This window comes from Kordia jejudonensis, from assembly GCF_001005315.1.
GTDB classification, from domain to species: domain Bacteria; phylum Bacteroidota; class Bacteroidia; order Flavobacteriales; family Flavobacteriaceae; genus Kordia; species Kordia jejudonensis.
In genome coordinates this window covers 32,021-53,930 of sequence record NZ_LBMG01000045.1, presented here as the reverse complement: position 1 = coordinate 53,930, position 21,910 = coordinate 32,021, and the positions used below count along the sequence as shown (strand labels likewise).

The 21,910-nt window shown below is 36.0% G+C and carries 17 protein-coding genes and 2 tRNA genes; 2 read left to right on the top strand and 17 right to left on the bottom strand.

What is annotated here, in order from left to right; all coding sequences use genetic code 11:
- Positions 1 to 138: 138 nt before the first annotated feature.
- The 7 genes from AA089_RS18430 to porU all read right to left on the bottom strand — a co-directional run bounded on the left by AA089_RS18430 (position 139) and on the right by porU (position 10,709).
- Positions 139 to 819 carry an SDR family NAD(P)-dependent oxidoreductase gene (locus AA089_RS18430; protein ID WP_046758464.1) on the bottom strand — a complete coding sequence of 227 codons (681 nt, stop codon included), beginning with the start codon at positions 817 to 819 and terminating at the stop codon, positions 139 to 141.
- An 83-nt stretch (positions 820 to 902) separates the two neighbouring features.
- Complete coding sequence (locus tag AA089_RS18425) at positions 903 to 1,856, bottom strand: M28 family metallopeptidase (protein ID WP_046758463.1); 954 nt, start codon at positions 1,854 to 1,856, stop codon at positions 903 to 905.
- An 82-nt stretch (positions 1,857 to 1,938) separates the two neighbouring features.
- A complete protein-coding gene (locus AA089_RS18420; protein WP_046758462.1) occupies positions 1,939 to 3,612 on the bottom strand; it encodes a pyruvate dehydrogenase complex dihydrolipoamide acetyltransferase in 1,674 nt (557 codons plus the stop codon).
- 6 nt (positions 3,613 to 3,618) lie between these two features.
- Entirely contained in the window at positions 3,619 to 4,617 is a 999-nt protein-coding gene (gene pdhA, locus AA089_RS18415; RefSeq protein ID WP_046758461.1) for a pyruvate dehydrogenase (acetyl-transferring) E1 component subunit alpha, read from the bottom strand.
- 254 nt (positions 4,618 to 4,871) lie between these two features.
- The gene (gene cdd, locus AA089_RS18410; protein ID WP_046758460.1) at positions 4,872 to 5,354 is read right to left on the bottom strand and encodes a cytidine deaminase; all 483 of its coding nucleotides are present in this window, start codon (positions 5,352 to 5,354) and stop codon (positions 4,872 to 4,874) included.
- Between the two features lie 212 nt (positions 5,355 to 5,566).
- On the bottom strand, positions 5,567 to 6,808 hold the full coding sequence (porV, locus tag AA089_RS18405) for a type IX secretion system outer membrane channel protein PorV (protein ID WP_046758459.1): 1,242 nt from the start codon (positions 6,806 to 6,808) through the stop codon (positions 5,567 to 5,569).
- A gap of 31 nt (positions 6,809 to 6,839) precedes the next feature.
- Positions 6,840 to 10,709: a type IX secretion system sortase PorU gene (gene porU / locus AA089_RS18400; protein ID WP_046758458.1), complete on the bottom strand. Its 3,870-nt coding sequence runs from the start codon at positions 10,707 to 10,709 to the stop codon at positions 6,840 to 6,842.
- 227 nt (positions 10,710 to 10,936) lie between these two features.
- Between porU and gldJ the strand changes: the two genes are divergently transcribed.
- Positions 10,937 to 12,640: a gliding motility lipoprotein GldJ gene (gldJ, locus tag AA089_RS18395; RefSeq protein ID WP_046758457.1), complete on the top strand. Its 1,704-nt coding sequence runs from the start codon at positions 10,937 to 10,939 to the stop codon at positions 12,638 to 12,640.
- 82 nt (positions 12,641 to 12,722) lie between these two features.
- The gene (locus tag AA089_RS18390) at positions 12,723 to 13,994 is read left to right on the top strand and encodes a UDP-N-acetylmuramoyl-tripeptide--D-alanyl-D-alanine ligase (RefSeq protein ID WP_046758469.1); all 1,272 of its coding nucleotides are present in this window, start codon (positions 12,723 to 12,725) and stop codon (positions 13,992 to 13,994) included.
- A 38-nt stretch (positions 13,995 to 14,032) separates the two neighbouring features.
- Here AA089_RS18390 and AA089_RS18385 read toward each other — a convergent pair.
- The 10 genes from AA089_RS18385 to AA089_RS18340 form a co-directional block, all read right to left on the bottom strand.
- Positions 14,033 to 14,107, bottom strand: a tRNA-Val gene (locus tag AA089_RS18385).
- Between the two features lie 23 nt (positions 14,108 to 14,130).
- Positions 14,131 to 14,205 (bottom strand) — tRNA-Val (locus AA089_RS18380).
- A 60-nt stretch (positions 14,206 to 14,265) separates the two neighbouring features.
- A complete protein-coding gene (locus AA089_RS18375) occupies positions 14,266 to 15,477 on the bottom strand; it encodes a bifunctional folylpolyglutamate synthase/dihydrofolate synthase (protein ID WP_046758456.1) in 1,212 nt (403 codons plus the stop codon).
- A 15-nt stretch (positions 15,478 to 15,492) separates the two neighbouring features.
- Positions 15,493 to 16,395: an energy transducer TonB family protein gene (locus AA089_RS18370; RefSeq protein ID WP_046758455.1), complete on the bottom strand. Its 903-nt coding sequence runs from the start codon at positions 16,393 to 16,395 to the stop codon at positions 15,493 to 15,495.
- A 5-nt stretch (positions 16,396 to 16,400) separates the two neighbouring features.
- On the bottom strand, positions 16,401 to 16,796 hold the full coding sequence (locus AA089_RS18365; RefSeq protein WP_053002570.1) for an ExbD/TolR family protein: 396 nt from the start codon (positions 16,794 to 16,796) through the stop codon (positions 16,401 to 16,403).
- A complete protein-coding gene (locus AA089_RS18360; RefSeq protein WP_046758454.1) occupies positions 16,796 to 17,182 on the bottom strand; it encodes an ExbD/TolR family protein in 387 nt (128 codons plus the stop codon). The genes AA089_RS18365 and AA089_RS18360 overlap by 1 nt, the downstream gene beginning before the upstream one ends.
- A 9-nt stretch (positions 17,183 to 17,191) precedes the next feature.
- Positions 17,192 to 17,878, bottom strand: coding sequence for a MotA/TolQ/ExbB proton channel family protein (locus AA089_RS18355; RefSeq protein WP_046758453.1), 687 nt, complete (start codon positions 17,876 to 17,878; stop codon positions 17,192 to 17,194).
- 51 nt (positions 17,879 to 17,929) lie between these two features.
- The gene (nhaD, locus tag AA089_RS18350) at positions 17,930 to 19,351 is read right to left on the bottom strand and encodes a sodium:proton antiporter NhaD (protein ID WP_046758452.1); all 1,422 of its coding nucleotides are present in this window, start codon (positions 19,349 to 19,351) and stop codon (positions 17,930 to 17,932) included.
- 29 nt (positions 19,352 to 19,380) lie between these two features.
- Entirely contained in the window at positions 19,381 to 20,607 is a 1,227-nt protein-coding gene (locus tag AA089_RS18345; RefSeq protein ID WP_046758451.1) for a Glu/Leu/Phe/Val dehydrogenase dimerization domain-containing protein, read from the bottom strand.
- A 69-nt stretch (positions 20,608 to 20,676) separates the two neighbouring features.
- Complete coding sequence (locus AA089_RS18340) at positions 20,677 to 21,738, bottom strand: anhydro-N-acetylmuramic acid kinase (RefSeq protein ID WP_046758450.1); 1,062 nt, start codon at positions 21,736 to 21,738, stop codon at positions 20,677 to 20,679.
- Between the last annotated feature and the right edge of the window lie 172 nt (positions 21,739 to 21,910).

Here is a 21,910-nt window from a genome sequence, read left to right as displayed (position 1 = left end):
TCTTGGTTGTTAACACAGAATCTTTGCTTTTAGAATTGAGAATTGAAGCGTATAATAAAAATATATAGAAAAACGGAAGCTAGTTGGCTTCCGTTTTTTTGTTTTTATATAGGTAAAATGTTATTTGAAGAAAATAAACTAAGGCGTAGAACTCGAAACCTGCATGATTTTCCCGTTGTAGTATTTGTTTCCTGTCAAAGAGAAATCGCGAATGTATGTTGCCATTTCTAAAGCACTTAATGGTGCTTGATACCCTGGAAATGCTTCTTCCAACATTTCGGTTTGTACAGCGCCTAATGCTAACACATTGAATGCAATTCCTGCGTCTTTGTGTTCTTCGGCTAATAGTTCTACCAACGTTATTACAGCGCCTTTCGAGGAACTGTATGCGGCTAATCCTGGGAATTTCATGCTTCCTTGAATTCCTCCCATAGAACTGATAGTAACTACATGACTTCCTGAAACCATGTAAGGTAATAATACACGACTCAACTCAGCCACACCAAATACATTGACTTCATAAATCCATTTGAAATCTTCCATTGTTGTTTCTGCAAAAGGTCTGTTGAGCAACGCGCCTGCATTGTGAATTACGATATCGACTTGTTCCCAGTTTTCTTTTACAAAATCTGTGACACGTTCATAATCTTCTGGCTTACTAAGATCAAATGCAAACGATGTAATGTTTTCAAAGTTGAGATTTGTAATTGGTTTTTCATTTCGCGAAAGCGCTAAAATGTTGTAACCTTCTTTTGCAAAAAGATGTACCAATTCGAAACCGATTCCTCTACTAGTTCCTGTAATGATGATGTTTTTCATCGTGTGTATTTTCTTTTATGATTCTAGTTTTGATAAAAACTTAATATGATAAATTCAAGTGGTAATTTTAATGTTGAATTGAATTATTCATCTAGCAAACTTTTCATTTTGATTTCTTTCGTTGGTGCATTGACCGCTTTTTTCACTGCTGGAATAAACGTATTTACGAATGTTGCCATGTGATTGAAATCCATTTTTTCAGACTCGTCTCCTACTTTGTGATAGTGTTGAAAGTTTGTAAAATCGAACGTAGAGAATGTTTGACAAGGCACATTGAATTCTTTGAAAAACGGATAGTTATCCGAACGCATGAATAATCTGTATTCGCCTGCTTTTGGCAAGAATCCTGCAATTTTCTTTCCTGCGTATTCGTTCATTTTTTCGGCAAGATTCGTTTTGTCAAAACCTGTTACATAAGCTGTGTAATCTTTATCAACTAACGGCACACCAACCATTTCAAAGTTCAACATAATGTATAAATCAATGTTTTTAGCTTTTAATGTTTCTGCTAAATATTTTGAACCCAATAAACCTTTTTCTTCCGCAGAGAATAATGTAAATAAGATACTTCTTTTGTTGCTTTTTGTCTTCGCAAAGTATTTTGCCATTGCCATAACTGTTCCTACTCCTGCGGCGTTGTCATTAGCACCATTAGCAATTGCATCTCCGTTTTCTTCTTTTATCATTCCTATATGATCATAATGTGCGCCAATGATGACAAATTCATTTTTTAAATCAGGATCTGTTCCTTCTAAGTATCCAATTACATTAAACGCATTTTTATCTTTTACCGTAAAACTATCACGATACGTATCAAAATATGGTTTTACACCTAAGTCCTTGAAATAGTTCTCGATGTACACAGCCGCTTTTTCAATACCTTCAGTTCCTGTATCTCTTCCTTCCAATTCGTCAGAAGCCAAATAGGTTACAATATCGTCAACTTCTTGTGCTTCGATGACAATTTCTTTTGTTTTACATGAGAAAACAAGAAGCGTTATAAGACAGATTCCTAGTATATTTTTTAAGTGTTTCATTGATTGATAGTTTTTGATTGATTATGATATGAATTTAAACAAAAAATCCCACTTCCGTGGGATTTTTTTAAGTGTGTTCTGTTTATGCTAACATTGTCACAGGATTTTCCACATACTGTTTTACAGTTTGCAGGAATTGTGCTCCTGTTGCGCCATCAACTGTTCTGTGATCGCATGCTAATGTTACTTTCATTGTATTTCCGACAACAATTTCTCCGTTTTTGACTACTGGTTTTTCTACAATAGCACCAACCGATAAGATTGCTGAGTTTGGCTGATTGATAATTGAAGTAAATTCTAAGATTCCAAACATTCCTAAGTTAGAAATCGTAAAGGTACTTCCTTCCATTTCTGCTGGAGAAATCTTTTTGTTTCTTGCTTTTCCTGCTAAATCACGTACGTTTGCGCCAATGGTTGTTAAACTCATTTGATCTGCAAATTTTAACACAGGAACTAACAATCCGTCATCAACTGCAACCGCTACACCAACGTGAATGTGTTTGTTGTATGTAGTTGTGGCATCATTCCAGCTTGTATTTACTTGTGGATGTTTGCGTAATGCCATCGCACAGGCTTTAACAATCATATCATTGAATGATACTTTGATATCTGGAATCGCGTTGATTGTTTTTCTAGAAGCAATTGCATTGTCCATGTCCAATTCTACCGTAAGGTAATAGTGTGGCGCAGAGAATTTTGATTCTCCTAAACGGCGTGCAATTGTTTTACGCATTTGCGAGTTTTTCACTTCTTCGCTGCTTTCTTCTCCTGCTGGCACAAAAGGTGCTGGAGCTGGAGCTGATGTAGTTGCTTCCGCAGATTTAGAATTCGTTGCTTTGGCAGCTGGAGCTTCTTTTGCTGCTGGTTGGAAGTTTTCAATATCGCGCTTTACGATACGTCCATTTTCTCCTGAACCAGAAACATCTGCTAAGTTGATTCCTTTATCTGCTGCAATTTTCTTTGCTAATGGTGATGCAAATATTCTATCACCTGAAGATTCGCTTCCAGAAGCTTTTGTTTCCGTTGCTGGACTTGCTTCTTTTGGTGCTTCTTCCTTTGTTGATGTTTCTTCTTCTGGAGCTGAGTCGTTTCCCGCAGAAGCGGCTTTTAACGCCTGATCTACATCTGTTCCTTCTTTACCAATTACGGCTAAAATGCTATCAACCGGTGCAGTTTCTCCTTCTTGAACACCAATGTAAAGTAATGTTCCTTCATTGAAGGACTCAAACTCCATCGTTGCTTTATCTGTTTCGATTTCTGCTAAGATGTCGCCTTCTTCTATTTTGTCTCCAACTGATTTTAACCAAGAAGCTACTGTTCCTTCTTCCATGGTATCACTCAGTCTTGGCATCGTAACTACGATTGCTCCTTCTGGCATTGTTGCTTTTTCTGAGGATGTATCTGTTGAAGCTGTTGTTGCTTCAGACTTTTCATCTGGTTTCTCATCAGATTTGTCTTCTTTCGTTTCTTCATTTGAAGCTGATCCTGCACCTTTTACCAAAGCGTCAACATCTTCTCCTTCGTCACCTATGATTGCCAAAAGTGTGTCAACTGGTGCCGTTTCTCCTTCTTGAACACCAATGTATAGTAATGTTCCTTCATGAAAGGATTCGAATTCCATTGTTGCTTTGTCGGTTTCAATCTCAGCGAGAATATCACCTTCTTCAACTTTATCACCTACTTGTTTTAACCATGTTGCCACAACACCTTCTTCCATGGTGTCACTTAATCTCGGCATGTTTATGATTTCCGCCATGTTTTATTATAGTTTATGAGGTAAAAATGGATAATCTTCTTGTTCGTACACAGCATCGTACATTAGGCTTTTTTCTGGATATGGCGAATCTTCAGCAAATTGTTCACATTCTTTTACCAACGCTTTTACACGCTTATCCATTTCTGCAATTTCGTCTTCTGTAGCGTACTTTTTTTCGAGTAGCGTTTCCTTTACTTGCGTAATAGGATCTATTTTTTTGTATTCTTCTACTTCGTCTTTTGTTCTATATTTTTGTGCATCAGACATTGAGTGACCTCTGTAACGGTATGTTTTCATTTCTAAGAATGTTGGCCCGTCTCCGCGTCTAGCTCTTTCAACAGCTTCGTGTACAGCTTCGGCAACTTTTTCAGGATTCATTCCGTCTACAGGTCCGCAAGGCATTTCATAGCCCAAACCTAGTTTCCAAATGTCTGTATGGTTTGCAGTTCTTTCTACAGAAGTTCCCATGGCGTATCCGTTGTTTTCACAGATAAATACTACTGGAAGTTTCCAGTTCATTGCCATGTTGAATGTTTCATGTAAGGATCCTTGACGTACAGCTCCATCTCCCATGTAGCAAAGTGTTACTGCATTTCGTTTGAAATATTTGTCAGCAAAAGCTAATCCGGCTCCTAATGGAATTTGTCCACCCACAATTCCGTGTCCACCATAAAATCCTTGTTCGGGTGCAAATATGTGCATTGAACCTCCAAGTCCTTGTGATGTTCCTGTGGCTTTTCCGTATAGTTCTGCCATTACTTTTTTAGGATCAACGCCCATTCCAATTGGTTGCACGTGGTTTCTATACGCAGTTATCATTTTATCTTTTGATAAATCCATTGCGTGTAATGATCCTGCTAAAACAGCTTCTTGACCGTTGTATAAGTGAAGAAATCCACGAACTTTTTGCTGAATGTATACAGCAGCTAGTTTGTCTTCAAATTTTCTCCAGAATAACATCTCCTCATACCATTTACGGTATACTTCTTTAGTGATCTTTTTCATCTATTTCAAATTGGTTGGTATTGTTATTTAAAATAGTAACAATTCCATTTTAAGGGTTTATGCTTTTGTTGTTTGTTTTTTAATGAAACGATAACAAAAATACTATTTTAATAAGAAGTGAAAAAATGTAGCGCGAATTTATCGCTGTTTTAACATGAATTATTATTTCGAAAACGTTATCGAAAGCCTAAAATATTTTTTTCGGCTCTTTATTTTTTCACTTCACGAATATTTTTGAGCATTTTTATGTTTTGTTATAGGTACGACTTATCAAAAATTAAGGGTAATAAATCTTTGAGTGAATCAGATTTCATAATTTTTCCTTCGCCGCCCATGAAATAGATTTCAATTGGCGATTCTTGACGCATTTCGTATTCTGCAATTGATTGTCTGCACGAACCACATGGAGGAATTGGCGTTTTGTTGACATGATGATCTGATGTCGCCGTAATCGCTATTTGTTTTATTTTGACACCTGGATACGTGGCTCCCGCATGAAAGATTGCCACACGTTCTGCGCAAAGTCCTGATGGATACGCCGCATTTTCCTGATTGTTTCCTTGTATTGTTTCTCCATTTTCTAAAAGAAGTGCCGCACCAACTCTAAAGTTTGAATATGGAGCGTATGCTTTTTTTCGCGCTTCTACAGCACTTTGCATGAGTTCTTGTACATTTTCAGGAAGTTCCGCTATGTTGTCATAACACGTAAGTGTTGTTGTAATTTTTATTTCTTGCATTTGAAATTTCTGTTTTCTTTTTGACGAGTTGTATTGTTATCAAAAAAGCTTAGAAAGATAATGAATATTTATGGAATGACGTAATTTGGGTATTGGGTATTGGGTATTGGGTATTGGGTGTTGGGTGTTTGGTGAGATTTTGAAAAAAATCTTTTATATAAAAAAAGCCTTTCAAGTTGGTTGAAAGGCTTTTGTATATTTTTTATTGAATTTTAGAATTCATCGTACTCATCTCCTAAGTTGAATGTGAGAGAGAAACGCAATGTGTTTTCTAATGGATTTTTTACTTGTGAAGCTGAGAAAAGGTATGATACATCAATTTTTACAGCGCTGTATTTGAATCCAGCTCCAAGAGTGAAAAACTTTCTTGCTCCTTTGATTTCGCTTTCGTTGAAATATCCTGTACGTAATGCGAATGAATCTTGATACCAATATTCTACACCTAATGCATAGGTAAATTCTTTGAGTTCTTCACTAAATCCGCCTGGCGCATCTCCAAATGATTGAAATATTCCAGATACGAAACTTACATCATCATCTTGTCCTTCTACAATGATTGTTGGTTCATTTTCGTCAACGTTAGGTGTTGTAGGATCGTCAATATCTTGTGATCCGTTATCATCTAAATCAACAAAACCGAGTTTCGGAGGTGTTGGTACTAATAGTTTTGTTACTTCGGCACTTACCGATAGTTTGTTGTATTCGTCAAAGATAAAATCAAATCCTCCACCAAGTCTTAATTGAGTTGGCAGGAAGTTTTCTTGACCTAAATCGTCATATTTTAGTTTTGGACCTAAGTTAGAGATGTTGAAACCAGCTCTCCAACGACCATTGTAACTGTCGTATGCAATTTCTTCAGACTGATAGTATCCTGCAATGTCTACCGCAAATGTACTTGCTGCATTGGCTTCTGTGTCTGGTTGCGATTGTAATTTTAAATCAGAACGCAAGAAACGACCTGTTACCGACATTGAGAATTGATCACTTAAACGTAAAGCGTACGATGCATCAATTGCTAATTCGTTTGGTCTTTCGATTAGTGGTGTAAAGTTTCCGATATCAGCTTGTTGTTGTGTAATGATTTCAATTTCTCCTAAACTGAAATATTTGATACTTGCAGACCAAGCACTTCTTTCGTTGATTCTGTTATAGAATGTTAGGTTTCCTAGAAATATATCATTTACCAAGTCACTTAAGTATGGTGTATAACTTAAACCAACTCCAATTTGTTCTTTGGCAAAGGCGTATTTAGCAGGATTCCACTGTTGCGAATACGTATCTGGCGATGTGGCAACTCCTAGTTCTCCCATTCCTCCTGCACGTGCATCTGGAGTGATGAGTAGGAAAGGAACTCCCGTAGTGATTACTCTTGTATCATTTGGATTAACAATCGTCGTTTGTGCATACATCCCTAAGGGAATTAAACACAATATGGATAGAAATATCTTCTTCATTCAGTTAAATTTTAACAAATATAAGTTTTATTTATAGTATTACAAGTTTTTCGAATTTTTCAACTTTCTGATTAGTTAACGGAGATTTTACTGTAATCTTGTATACATAGACTCCTTTTGCCAATTTATCTCCAAAATCATCTTTTCCATCCCAGATAATATCTCGCGAAAGCGAACCAAAATCTTTACTACTTGCACCAGCATTTGCTTTTCCTACAAGTGTACGAACTACTTTACCTGAAATAGTAAATACTTGAATCATTACATCGAGTTCGCTTGAACTGTTGTGATTGAACCAAAATTCGGTATAGCTAACAAAAGGGTTTGGATAGTTTAACACATTGGTAATGGTCAGTGCGTTGTTTTCATTGAAGACTGTAAATTGTATTTCCGTTGTTGTTGAATTGTTGTATACATCCCAAGCTTTTAGTGTGAGTGTATGTGTTCCTTCTTCTAAATCACGAAATGGAAATTTTACAATTCCGCGTGTGTAATCGTTGAGTTCTGTTTCGTAATAGTCGTTAAGAATGTATGGATTAACTTCATCTCCATCAAGGATTCCGACAATATCATGACCAATTCCGCTTGCCGTATTGATTCCATTTTCATCGGATAGTTTTGCGAGTAAGAATGGAGATTCATTGGTAATTCCTCCAGAAACAAAGCTTTCATCATTCATAAATAAGTTTACAACTGGCGGCGCATTGTCTACTGGCGCATCTTCATTTAATTCTCCCACAAGAAAACTTTCATTGACACCCGTATGATCTTCTAGCACATCGCCTTTTTCTGCGTAGAAACTAATTCTTCCACTTCCTACAGGAATAGCAATATCACGCGGCACTACAAATTCGAATTCAAAGATTCCGTTGGTTACTGCGGCTTTTCCTCTGAAGATAATTTCGCCCAATGTTTCAAAATTGAATATGAAAGGAAAGTCATTTGATAGCGTTTGACGCTGAATTTTTTTATCATAAATCGTAGAAAATACCGTTCCGTTGTAAGTGTTTAATAAGTTTCCAAACTCATCCGAGATGTTTCCTGCCATTTTTATTTTACTCAACGCTTTTAGCGTATCTGTAGCTTGTGTTATAGGAACATCGTTGATGGCTGTTAGATTGACACGTGGTTTTGGTATTGCAAGTGTTAATGCTGGATCTCCGATGTAGAAAACGGTTCTTTTATTGCTTGTTGTCACTAAGTTTTTTGTCTGGCGTAATGCTTCTGATATTGGCTGATATTCATTAGAACCATAAGAAAACAAGTATCTTGCTAGTAGTTCGTTGATGCTTACACCAACGTTTTGAAATATTTGTCGTGTTGTTGTTAAAAGTGATACGGCGCCACCTTCTTCGTTCCAAAACATGAATTCACCAGCTGTTTGACGCAATGGATTGTCAAAACGTGTATATTCACAAGTAATTGTGATAAATAATGGCAATCTGCAATCGTTTCTAAGTTCTTGTGAATCATTTTTTTCAAAGATTCGTTCTCCTGCCAAGCCGTCTTCTCCTCCATGTCCGAAGTAGTTTACAACTAACGAACCTAAGGCGATATTGTCTTTGATAGCTTCATTTACTTCAGGATATCGTTCTCCACCTGCCGAGGTTTGTTGTACGTATGCATCCGAGTGAATTTTAGATACATTTATAAATGGTTTGTTGGAACTTATTGTATTTCCAAGCGCATCTAAGTCAATTTGTAAGTCTTTATCAGAGTTATCTTCGGCATCATCGGATACAATGGTAACTGTATTTCTCCATCTTCCGTATGCTTCTTTGCTGTAATAAGTTAACACTTTGTCTACCATTGCTTTTGCCTGGCTTTGATCCATGATTAGCATTCTACCTAAAGCGATGTCTAAACGATCGGCAATGGCTAATGTGCCTTCATTGTCATCCATCATTCCGAAGAAATCATCTGTCATGAAACCTCTAGTAAGATTAAAGCTTTCATAGGCTTGAAATACGGGAACTATATTTGTGTTTTCTTCAATTCTATTTTTATAATCATAGGAAGCATCTCCGAAAAAATTGACATATTTCAATCTGTTTTCATCAGAACTTGCATTGTCATATACATATTTAATGAAGTTACGAATAGCGCCAATGTCTGCATTGCCTGTATTGAATTCGTTATAGATACTTTGCAACGTAACTACTTGCACTTGCAATCCAGAATTTGTTCTATGAAAGTCTGCTAAGCGTTCTGCTTGTGAAACAAATTCTTGAGGAGAAATGATAATATAATCAACATCGCCATTAGAAAATATTGTTCCTTTTAGGTCTTGATTTACTACTAAACTGTTTGGCTCTAATGTTGGAAATAATATCTGCGAATTGTCTAGCGCAATGTATTCTCTTATTTCTCCCATTGGTGCCGTAAACGTCATATTAGCAGCTCCAGTATTTGTAATTTTTGTTACATTCCAAATATCTGTAATGTCCCAAACTTCTGGAATGGTAGCGGCATTTCCTATTACGTATTCTCCAACTCCAATGATGTTTCGCGCTTCATTGTATTGAAATTTAAATTGTGATCCGACGCCCATTAACATGCGCGTTGAAGCTACTGAGATATAGTCTAAATATCCTACAGAACCTGCTACACCATTGTTGGAATAGTTCAGTGTAATACTTAGGTCTTCAGAAGTTAAATTTACTTGATCTTCTATCAATCCTTGACGCAATTGTGATGCTCCAGGAACAATGTGTTGTGTTGCAAACGAAGAATTGTTTATAGCAGCAAAATTGAAATTAAACGTTGATTGTCCGTTGATATTTTCTGCAGGTTGTCCATTTATTAGTGTGGACATTGAAGTTGCACTGTTGGATATTGCTGCGGGTTTGATTCCTATAATTACAGGTTCAGAAGTAACCAAATTTGGCAATGTAAAATCGAACGTTTTTTCGGTTTCAATATTAAATACATCTCCAAACCATCGTCGCCCAAGCTTTACAATATTTACATTGTCTTCTTCGTGGTATTGGTAATCATTATATTGTGTAATTGTTACATCAGGTGTTCCTGCGGGTTGAATTGCTTCTGGAATTCGTTTTCCATCTTCGGCACCTTCCGTAGTAATGTAATAGAAAGTTTTATCAGTATATGCGTTAATGTGTGTTTGACTGTCGCTATTCCATTTTTTTGGACCTTCCGCATAAAATAAAATATAATCACTTTCGTTGAATGCTCCATCTTCTTCGCCAATTACCGTAATTGCATTTTCGGCAACGTCATAATTTTCATTCAATGAGTTTAATAATGGCAACATTCTTCCTCCATTACCATATATTTTTAATTTTCTTGGATTTATGTTTCCTGTATTGAGTCCAATTTGATTTAAAAAATTCGCATCAATTCTATACACGCCAGATTCTTGCACAGAGAATCTATAGAAATTTCCTGATGCTAATACAGAGTTTGTAATATCTTCCGTTTTACTAGAAGAAAAAGTTCTACTAGCATTGAAATTGTAACTGATATCAAAACTTGTTACTTTTTTTATAACTCCATTTTCGTTAATTAATGGAGACACCTCTAAGATGTGATTATTTTTTCCGCGTGCTTTGGAGTTGTACAATTTTAATGCGGCTACTGACGGAAGTTTTTGTGTGTCAATATTCCCCAATTGCGCACTTGTCATGACACTATATGTAATATTATCAAAACGAATTGAATTTTGATTGGCAATTCGGTCATCATCCCATTGTGCTACAAAACTTATCGTTCCATCACCATTATATACAAAGTTTTCTTTGTTAAATGTTGGTAATTTTATGGAAACATTTTCGGCAGTATATTCTTTTGTAGTTGCATCCCAAGCGATGTCAAAATGCTTGTTTTGCGCATGCAATCCTAGGAATAGGAGACTAAGGAGAAAAGTGAGTTTTTTTTTCATTTGGATATGTAACGATAAAACAAATCAATTATTATTAAAAGATTTGGGTATTTCTTCAAAAAAACAAAATTAAGAATAATAAATTACAACTGTTGCCGTTATATGAAAACTATTGATATTTGTGATGAAGAAAACTATCATATTAAATTTTAAAATAAAACTTGATAAGTTGCCTTTAATTGCTATATTGCAAACCTAAAATTTCTTTCAATACTCAAGTCTTGACTATGAAAAAGCAAACACTAAAAATAATGCTACTTGCCGCAGTAGTTTCATTAGGATTTTTTAGCTGTAAAAGATCATCCTCTAATAACACATCAAGAGCCACAGGATGGCGAATTGACGGTAAAGACGGAGGATTTGCAGCCAACACTAAATACAAAGATCAAGAAACTGCTCCAGGTTTAGTATTTGTAGAAGGTGGAACCTTCACTATGGGAAAAACACAAGATGACCCAATGCACGATTGGAACAATACTCCAAACCAACAACATGTGCAATCATTTTATATGGATGAAACAGAAGTTACCAACTTAATGTACACGGAGTACTTATATTGGACAAAAACTGTTTTCCCTCCAGAAGATCCAAGTTACAGAAATATTTATACTGGTGTTTTACCAGATACATTAGTCTGGAGAGATCGTTTAGGATTTAACGAAACGATGACAACAAACTACCTAAGACATCCTGGATATGCAGAATATCCTGTAGTTGGTGTTAACTGGATTCAAGCAGTTCAATTTTGCCAATGGAGAACTGATCGTGTAAACGAAGCTGTTCTTGAGCGTGAAGGATATATTGCTAAAGGTGTAAAAACAGATAGTATTGATTCAGGAAGCACATTTAGTACAGAAGCATACTTAACAAGACCAAGTGAAACTTACGGTGGTAAGATTGACGAATATAAAGGAAGAATTGCTGAAAAATCTAACAGAAAAAGTAAAAAAGAAAGTGATGATGACGCTGCTGACGGTGAAGATGCAGAAGATTCTAATGTATACGCAAAACGTACAAGTGGAATTATTTTACCAGAATATCGTTTACCAACGGAAGCTGAGTGGGAATATGCTGCTAAAGGTTTAGATGGTTTACGAGAATACAACAATGTACGTGGTAGAAAAAAATATCCATGGAAAGGTGAGTTCACAAGAAGTGGAAACAGAAAAAGACGTGGAGATCAGTTAGCAAACTTTAAGCAAGGTAAAGGTGATTATGGTGGTATCGCAGGTTGGTCTGACGATGGCGCTGATATTACTGCTCGCGTAAAATCGTATCCTCCAAATGATTTTGGATTGTATGATATGGCTGGAAACGTTGCAGAATGGGTAGCTGATGTATACCGTCCGATTGTAGATGATGAAGCGAGTGACTTTAACTACTATCGTGGAAACGTTTATATGAAAAATAAAATTAACTCAGAAGGAACTGTTGAAATTGTACAAGCAGATAGTATTAAATATGATACACTTGCTAACGGTAGAATTATGGCAAGAAATCTTCCTGGACAATTAGCGCAAGTTCCTGTTGACGAAAACGAAACATACTTACGTACAAACTTCGATAAGTCTGACAACAGAAACTATAGAGATGGTGATGTTGCTTCTTCAAGATATTACGATTTATTTAGTGAAGATGATGACGAAGCTGAACTAAGCAAGAAGAGAATGTACAACGCTCCAAAACACGAAGTTGGATCAGATTCTACTGGAATGATAAGACAATATGACAAATCTGAAGAAAGAACTACTTTAATTGACGACAACGTTCGTGTATACAAAGGTGGATCTTGGAAAGATAGAGCATACTGGATTGACCCAGCGCAAAGAAGAGCTTTCCCAGAATACATGGCAACTTCTTACATTGGATTTAGATGTGCAATGTCGAGAGTTGGCTCAAAAGCTCAGAACAACAAAAGACCTAGAAAATAATATTACTTATTGATAGTAATTGAAAAAAGCCCTGATGTTTCAGGGCTTTTTTTCGTTTCAACCCAATTACAGCTATTTAGATATGATTGCAGCATTACACACCATTTTTAAGAAGCATCCTGTGATTTGCACAGATTCAAGAAACATTACTCCAAACTGTATATTCTTTGCGCTTAAAGGAGAAAATTTTAACGGAAATATTTATGCCGAGGAAGCGCTAAAAAAAGGAGCTTCCTATGCTATTATTGATGAAGCAGCGCATCAAAGTTCTGACAACATGATTCTTGTTGAGAATGTTTTAGAAACATTACAGAAACTCGCAAACTACCACCGACATCAATTGAATATTCCGATTATTTCATTGACAGGAAGTAACGGAAAAACGACCACAAAGGAACTTATCAATGTTGTTTTGGCTAAAAAATTTCAAACTACGGCTACAAAAGGAAATCTAAACAATCATATTGGCGTACCATTAACACTACTTTCGATGAATTCTGAAACGGAGATCGGAATTGTAGAAATGGGCGCAAATCATCAAAAGGAAATTGCTTTCTTAAGCAGTATTGCTGAACCAGATTATGGATATATTACAAATTTTGGAAAAGCCCATTTGGAAGGTTTTGGCGGTGTGGAAGGCGTTATTAAAGGAAAAAGCGAATTGTATGATTATTTAAAAGCGAATGATAAATTCATTTTTGTAAATAATGATGATCCAAAACAAGTTGAACGAACGCAAGATGCAAATCAGTATACATTTGGAAGCACTGACACTTCAACTATTACCATTCAATTTATTGAAGCAAATCCAATGGTTCATGTACAAGTTAAGGATACAAAAATTAGAAGTCAGTTAATTGGCGCGTATAATTTTTCAAATATTGCAGTCGCAATCGCTATTGGAACGTATTTCAAGGTTGATCTTAGCGATATTAAAGACGCCATTGAATCATATATCCCTTCTAACAATAGATCGCAGATTATCCTTAAAGAATCTAATAAAATCATTTTAGACGCTTATAATGCCAATCCTACAAGCATGAAAGCCGCTTTGGACAACTTTTCAAACTTAACAGACACTTCAAAGATTGCTTTTTTGGGCGATATGTTCGAATTAGGTCCTACTGCAACTGAAGAACATCAACATATTAACGATTATGCCGCTTCTTTACAAATTGACACCATTTACTTGATAGGCGAACATTTTAATAGTACGGAAGATAAACACAACAACATCCATATTTATAAAAGCTTTGAATCGTTAAAGCAGAATTTTCCAAAAGTTAAAAATAGCACCTTATTGATAAAAGGATCGCGCGGAATGGCATTGGAAAGAATATTAGAATTGTTGTAAAATAAAAAAAGCTTCTCAATTAAGAGAAGCTTTTTTTGTGGGTAATACTGGATTCGAACCAGTGACCCTCTGCTTGTAAGGCAGATGCTCTGAACCAGCTGAGCTAATCACCCAAAATTCATTTTCAATAAGATAGTGGGCGATACTGGATTCGAACCAGTGACCCTCTGCTTGTAAGGCAGATGCTCTGAACCAACTGAGCTAATCGCCCTTATTGCGGATGCAAATATAGAATAGATTTTATATCTGACAAAATTTAAGCTTAAAAAATTTAAACTATTTCTGCCACTACAAATGTACTTCCACCGATATATATTACATCATTTGACAATGCTTTTTGCTGTGCAACTTCATAGGCTTTTGAAACAGAATTATATACGTCTCCAAATAAAGCATATTGTTTTGCCTTTTCTTGCAATATTACAGCATCTAATCCTCTAATTATTTTTGGACAACAGAAATAGTAGGTTGCGTTTTTTGGTAATAATGGAAATACTTCTGTTAAATCTTTGTCTTTTACAACACCGAAAACAATGTGCAAATTACTGAAATGTTCTTTTTGCAATTGACGCATTACAATTTCTAAACCTTCTTTATTGTGCGCAGTATCACAAATGGTTTTTGGGACTTCATTGAGAATTTGCCATCTTCCTTGAAGCTTTGTATTATGAACAACATTGAAAAGTCCATTTTGAATGTGTTTTTCTTCAATTTTAAAGTCGTTTAATAGCTTTGCAGCTTGCACAGCCGCTTTGTAGTTTTTCTGTTGATAGTCTCCTAATAAATCGGTTTGATAGTTTTGCGTCACTGTTTTTTCTGCCAGATGTAATTGCGCATTATCTTCAGTTGCTCTTTTTGTAAATACAGGAAACGTTTCTTCATGATATTCACTGATCACGACAGGTACATTTTTTTTAATGATTCCTGCTTTTTCAAACGCAATTTTTGGCAATGTATCGCCAAGAAAACCAACATGATCAAAACCTATATTCGTGATGACGCTTACTTCTGGCGTGATGATATTTGTAGAATCTAATCGTCCGCCTAATCCAACTTCAATAACTGCAATGTCTACTTTTTTCTTTGCGAAGTAATCAAATGCCATTCCGACAGTCATTTCAAAAAAGGAAAGTTTTTCAGCTTCTAAGAATGCTTTGTGTTTTTTTATAAATTGAATTACGAATTGCTTGCTCGCCATTTTTCCATTGATGCGAATGCGTTCTCTGAAATCTTTTAGATGTGGCGATGTGTATAAACCTACATTGTATCCAGCTTCTTGCAAAATAGAAGCAATCATATGACTTGTAGAACCTTTTCCGTTGGTTCCTGCTACATGGATTGTTTTAAACTTTTTCTCAGGAAAATGTAAGTGCTGGGAAAGTTTTTGAATGTTGTGTAAATCCTTTTTGAATGCTTTGGCACCTTGGCGCTGAAAGAAAGGTAATTGATTGAATAACCAATCGAGAGTTTCTTCGTAATTCATACTATTCTCAGGAAATTATTGTCCCAATTTGAAGTTTACCACTATGAATCCAACTTGTGTTGCAGGCGCATTATCGTCTTTATTCCAACGGTATTCATATGCAGCTTTTTCAGCAGGTTTTAGTAAACATGCCGCGTTATTTGTAGTTCCTTTTGCTCCAGCAATCGCATCAATTACTTTACCATTTCGGTCTACCGTAATCTGTACGACAACTCTTCCCGATTCATTACAGTCTTGTTTGTCTACATTTCCGCCACTAACTTTGCTTCTACCGTTTAATCCAAAACCGCCAGTTCCACCATTTCCAGAGCCTGGTTGTCCGTAGTAACTTGTGGCATATGGATCTCCTTTAGGATTTCCTTTGTCTCCTTTATCATTATCGTCGCCTTCGCCACCGTCAGCATTTCCATCCGAGTTTTTCACGCCATTCATCATTGCATCTAGCTTTGCTCTTTTTTCCGCTTGTTCGCGCTCTAACTTTTCTTTAGCTTCACGTTTTTCTTTCGCAATTCTGTCTGCTTCTGCTTTCGCAGCTTTTTCAGCTTCATCCGCTTTACGTTTTGCTTCTTCTGCTTTTTTTATGGCAATTGCTTCTTCTGAATCTTGTGTTACTACTTCTTCCGTAGCAACTTCTTCTGTTTTGGTTTCAGGTTGTTCTTCTGTAACTGCTTCGGTTTCTTGTGGCTCTTCTACTTCTTCTTCTGGCTGTGTTGGCGCTGCATCAGGTTTTAGAGCTTCTTTAGGCTGTACATTTCCACTTCCAGTTTCCGTGGTACCAAAGTTAACAGCAATGCCACTTTCTTCTGGCGGATCTAAATATTGCATCCCAAAAAGAAACATGAGTATTAACAACAATACCATTAACATTGTAGTAATGGTTGCTGATTTTCGCTTGTGTACTGTGTTTAATATTGACATAACGTTTATTTTGATCGTACTCCTAAAATAACTTTATATGTATTTTTATTCGCAAATTCCATAATATCTACTACTTTATCAATACTAACATCTTCATCAGCATGCAGTAGAATGGTTGGATTTGGTTGTCCGTCTAATTTTATTTTTATGTTTTCTTTTAATTCAACGCTATTTATTTGTGTTGAATCAAGATATGTGATTTCTCCTTTTGCCAATCGTACAGTAATTGAAGTACTATTTGTTTCACTTTCAGTAGTTTTTGGCAACTCTAAATCAATCGCATCTTTCCCTAAATTTTCAATATAATTAGCAAAATAAGCTAATCCGAATAGAAATATAACTCCTGCAATAAAGATGAATGGTACGTTGAATTTTTTATTTCTCGTTTCCAACAAACTCATTACTGTGGCCGTACTGCTAGAATGATTTTATATTTGTTTCTATTGGCAATGTCCATAATGTTTACCGCTTTTTCAATCGGCACACCTTCTTCTGCTCTTAGTATGATTGTCGGCTCTGTTTGACCTTTTAGTTTTGCTCTTAGTTTTGCTTCAACTTGACCTGCTCTTACTCTGTCTGCATCAATGTATACTTCTAAATTTTTCTTGATACTTACAGATACGTTTTGCGTATTTGTTGATTTTCCTTTTGCTTTTGGCAAGAGTAAATCGAGTGCATTTGGCGAATTGGATGTTAGCATAAAAAACACCAATAGCAAGAATACAATATCCGTCATAGACGACATACTGAATTCTGGACTTACTTTATTTCTCCCTTTTAATCTCATGGAAATGAATTATACAGGTTCGTTTAATAAATCTAAGAAGTCTACTGCATTTGCTTCCATTTGATGCACCACTTTATCTGTTTTTACTACTAAGTGATTGTATCCTATGTAGGCAATAATTCCCACAATCAACCCAGCAACCGTTGTTGTCATTGCCGTGTAAATACCGCCTGCTAGCGAGCCCATTTCGGCTTGACCGCCACTTGTTGCCATTTCATGGAATGCCAAAATCATACCAATTACAGTTCCCAAGAAACCAATCATTGGTGCGGCACCAGCTACTGTTGCTAAAATACTTACGTTTTTTTCTAGTTTGTATACTTCTAATGTTCCTGCGTTTTCAATAGCTTTATTAATATCTTCCAAAGGTTTTCCTATTCTAGAGATTCCTTTTTCCGTTAAACGCGCTACTGGAGAATCGGTTTGCGCACACAACATTTTTGCGGCATCTAACTTTCCACTAGAAACATTGTCTCTAATTTGATTCATGAAGTTTTTATCTATTTTAGAAGCTGATTTGATTGCAAATAAGCGTTCAAAATAAATGTATAAAGCAACGGCTAGTAATACAAATAATACACTAATTATAATGATACTTCCAATTCCTCCGTTTACAATGAGTTCATAGATTGATAGTGTTTTTTCTTGTACTTCTGGATCTGTAACAGCCTCAGTTCCTTTTTGAATTAATAACATATGTATTTTAAATTTAAACTATAATAACGTGTGATTTTTGAATAAAGTATATTAAATAATGGTTCTCATAATCATGAAAGCTACAGAACCTACAATGAATCCTGCAAGCGCCAACCATGATATTTTTTTGAAATACCAAAAGAAATCTATTTTTTCCATTCCCATTGCCACAACTCCTGCTGCGGAACCAATGATTAACATACTTCCTCCTGTTCCTGCTGCAAATGCGATGAAATGCCATAATGGATTATCAATAGCTTCCGTGAACATTCCTAAACTTGCAGCCACTAACGGTACATTATCAATTACTGCCGAACCAACTCCAAGTAGTAGTACTACTAAGTCTGAAACTCCACCAGCAGCGGCTTCTGTTCCTAATTGTGGTGTCGCAGTTTTTAACCAATCTGCAAATCCAAATAACAGTCCTAAGGATTCTAAAGCGGCTACTGCCATTAATATTCCTAAGAAGAATAGTATACTTGGCAATTCAATTTTTGATAATGAATGATGTACAGGACTGTGATGTGGTGCAATGGCATGCTCACTATCTGCGTCATGTCCTTCGTTTGCTCCAACGGCTGACATACTGAATTTTGTATTACTGTATAATTCTGCAAATATGGCAACAATTGCAAGTGATAACATCATTCCAACGTATGGTGGCAAATGTGTTACTACTTTGAATATTGGTACAAATATGATTGCTGATAATCCAAGATATAACATGGTTGGACCAAAACGATGTGTTTGCTTATCGTCATTAGAAACTGCTTCCTCAGGAAGATTTCCTTTGAATGGTTTTAAGAAGGTTGCTGCAATAAATGTTGGTACTAACATACATAATAATGATGGAATGAATAGGTATGCTAATAATTTTCCTGTAGAAACTCTATCAGCAATCCATAACATGGTTGTCGTTACATCTCCAATTGGCGACCATGCTCCACCAGCGTTCGCAGCAATGATAATTAAACCTGCATACCAGATACGAATGTTTCGATCACTGATGATTTTTTGTAAGATGGAAATTAACACAATCGTTGCCGTAAGGTTATCAATAATAGCTGATAATACAAACGCTAAAAAGGCAAAAATCCAAAGTACTTTGCTTCTACTGCGGGTTTTGATAAAGCTTTTTATGGTAGCAAATCCGTTGAAATAGTCAATAATTTCAACAATTGTCATTGCTCCGAGAAGGAAGACTAGTATTTCGGCGGTTTTACCAAGATGATGCAGTAAGGATTCTTCCATAATGTGCATTTTATCATCTTTCGCCATTTCGCCAAAGTTATCAACTAGGGCATGTGCTCCAGAATCAAACCAGCTTTGAAAGTCTTCTATTCCAAAAGCGATGAACGCCCAACATATTGCCATCATGGCTAATGCTGGAATAAGCTTGTCAATTTTAAGGTTGTGTTCTAAGGTTATGGCTAAATATCCTATGACAAATACGGCTATTATTGCTGATTCCATGTATCGTTTTTATTAGTTGTTAGTTTTTATTATACTAATTCTTTTAGTGCAATTTCAAAAGCGGTTTTGCTTACATCTACTTTTGACGCATTTCGCTTGAATGTATTTTGTAATGCTTTTTTAATAATTTTAGAAGTGTCTTCAAAGATGGCTTCATCCGTCATGGCTACTCTGCGTTCCATGAAATATGCAAATACTCTTGCCATTCCACAGTTGGAGATAAAGTCAGGAATTAAGCTTACTTTTTGATCGGTATGTTCCATGATAGGTCCAAAAAAGATTTCTTTGTCTGCAAAAGGTACATTTGCACCACAGGTAATAACTTCCAAACCTGTATCAATCATTTTGTCAATTTGCGCTTGCGTGATGAGTCGTGATGCGGCACACGGTGCAAATATCTCTGTTGGCAATTCCCAAATACGTTGATTCATTTCTTCAAACGAAATCATATGGTCTGCAACTAGCGTGTTTCCATCTTTTTGTAGAAAATAGTCTTTTATTTCTTCATATGAAAATCCTTCTTCATTTATCACACCACCAACTCTGTCAATGATTCCGACTACTTTTGCACCCATTTGCGCTAAATAGTATGCTGCGGCAGCTCCAACGTTTCCGAACCCTTGCACAATGGCACGTTTTCCTTTGATTGATCCACCATAGATATCATAAAAATGACGTGCTGCTTCTGCAACTCCGAAACCTGTAATCATATCTGCAACTGTATATTTACGAGATACATCTGGCGAATATTCTGCGCTTTCAATGACTTTGATTACGCCCAAACGCAATTGTCCTATTCTATTGATTTTATCCGCTTCAGTTGGTTTAAAGTGTCCGTTAAAGACACCTTCTTGCGGATGCCACACTCCACTATCTTCCGTAATTGGAATTACTTCGTGAATTTCATCTACATTTAGATCGCCACCAGTTCCGTAATAACTTTTCAATAAAGGAGCTACTGCATTGTACCAACGTTTTAAAACGCCATTTTTTCGTGGATCTTGCGGATCGAAGTTGATTCCAGACTTGGCGCCACCAATTGCAGGACCCGAAACTGTGAATTTTACTTCCATCGTTTTGGCTAACGAAAGTACTTCGTTCATATCCAAACCTTTTCGCATTCTTGTTCCACCACCTGCTGCACCACCACGGAGTGAGTTAATTACCGTCCATCCTTCTGCATCTGTTTCTGGATCTTTCCAGTTAAATACTATTTCTGGTGCTTTATTTTCGTATAATTTGAGTAGTTCTTTCAATTAAAAATAAGTTTTATTGGTATGTTGAGTCTTTACAGACAAATATAAAAATTGTTACCATCTTTTAGGTTAATTTACTTTAAAATCATAGACTTTTCCCGAACTATGGTTTTTAATAGCTCCCGTCACACTTTTTAAACAGTTTACCTCATCTCGCAACTTACGAATTCCAAGGAATCCAAAAATAACCGCTTCCTTATATTCAATGAGTTCATCGCTTGGTTTCACAATGTGCACGTCTTTGTAAAATTTGATTCTTGATAGTAAGTAATCGTTATACGCGCCTCCGCCAGTGATTAATATGTTGCTGCGAATTTTAAAGTTTTTAGCTATTTGATTCGCAATATGTTCTGTAAAAGTTCGTAAAATGTCTATTTGTTTTCGTTTGGTACTTTCCAATCGTGGAAATATTTCTTGTTGCACCCATTCTAATCCTAACGATTTTGGTGGTTTTTGCTTGTAATACGACAAGTTGTCTAATTCGCTTCCTAAAGCGCGTAAATATTCGCCTGATTTTGCCAATTTTCCTTTGTCATCATAATCAAATCCTATTTGTTTGGCATATTTGTTTAATACAATATTTACGGGACAGATATCGTAGGCAATTCGTTTTCCTTCTTTGTGAAATGATACATTGGCAAATCCGCCTAAATTTACACAGTAATCATATTCAGAAAACAGCAATTCATCTCCAATTGGCACTAATGGCGCGCCTTGTCCGCCCAATGCAACATCTTGTACTCTAAAATCGCACACTACTTTTTGTTGAATGATTTCTGCTAATATTTCCTGATTTCCAATTTGATACGTTATTCCTTTTTCTGGTTGGTGCAAAATGGTGTGTCCGTGCGAACAAACGGCGTCAATTGTTGTGAGATTGTGTTTTTTGATAAACGAAAGAATCACATTTGCTAAATACTTTGTATAATATGTATCAAACTGAGCTAGTTTTTCTTTTTCGTAGTGAATGGCTTCTCGAAGTTCGTTTTCCAATTCTTTGGTGTACGGAATTGTTTCCGCTTTTAGGATAGAAAATGTCCAACGTGCTGTTTTTTGAAAATGTATGTATGCAAGATCAATTCCGTCAAGAGAAGTTCCAGACATGACACCAATCACTTTGTATGAAATCATAGTGTAAAATTATTTAAATTTTAGCATTTGATTCTTCAATTTAGGATAATATTCACAATTGAATCCAGTTTTTGAAGATTTTAAATTAAGAATTCTCAGAAATATAAGCTTATTATTGAAAATCTGCTATTTTAGAATTATCTTTGTGCGACTTTTTAGAAATTTACTAATA

Coding starts and splice junctions, on each gene's coding strand:
- AA089_RS18390 (WP_046758469.1), top strand. CDS start 12,723: ATGATTGCAGCATTACACACCATTTTTAAGAAGCATCCTGTGATTTGC.
- nhaD (WP_046758452.1), bottom strand. CDS start 19,351: ATGGAATCAGCAATAATAGCCGTATTTGTCATAGGATATTTAGCCATA.
- porV (WP_046758459.1), bottom strand. CDS start 6,808: ATGAAGAAGATATTTCTATCCATATTGTGTTTAATTCCCTTAGGGATG.
- AA089_RS18365 (WP_053002570.1), bottom strand. CDS start 16,796: ATGAGTTTGTTGGAAACGAGAAATAAAAAATTCAACGTACCATTCATC.
- gldJ (WP_046758457.1), top strand. CDS start 10,937: ATGAAAAAGCAAACACTAAAAATAATGCTACTTGCCGCAGTAGTTTCA.
- cdd (WP_046758460.1), bottom strand. CDS start 5,354: ATGCAAGAAATAAAAATTACAACAACACTTACGTGTTATGACAACATA.
- AA089_RS18430 (WP_046758464.1), bottom strand. CDS start 819: ATGAAAAACATCATCATTACAGGAACTAGTAGAGGAATCGGTTTCGAA.
- AA089_RS18360 (WP_046758454.1), bottom strand. CDS start 17,182: ATGAGATTAAAAGGGAGAAATAAAGTAAGTCCAGAATTCAGTATGTCG.
- AA089_RS18420 (WP_046758462.1), bottom strand. CDS start 3,612: ATGGCGGAAATCATAAACATGCCGAGATTAAGTGACACCATGGAAGAA.
- AA089_RS18370 (WP_046758455.1), bottom strand. CDS start 16,395: ATGTCAATATTAAACACAGTACACAAGCGAAAATCAGCAACCATTACT.
- AA089_RS18425 (WP_046758463.1), bottom strand. CDS start 1,856: ATGAAACACTTAAAAAATATACTAGGAATCTGTCTTATAACGCTTCTT.
- porU (WP_046758458.1), bottom strand. CDS start 10,709: ATGAAAAAAAAACTCACTTTTCTCCTTAGTCTCCTATTCCTAGGATTG.
- AA089_RS18340 (WP_046758450.1), bottom strand. CDS start 21,738: ATGATTTCATACAAAGTGATTGGTGTCATGTCTGGAACTTCTCTTGAC.
- pdhA (WP_046758461.1), bottom strand. CDS start 4,617: ATGAAAAAGATCACTAAAGAAGTATACCGTAAATGGTATGAGGAGATG.
- AA089_RS18375 (WP_046758456.1), bottom strand. CDS start 15,477: ATGAATTACGAAGAAACTCTCGATTGGTTATTCAATCAATTACCTTTC.
- AA089_RS18355 (WP_046758453.1), bottom strand. CDS start 17,878: ATGTTATTAATTCAAAAAGGAACTGAGGCTGTTACAGATCCAGAAGTA.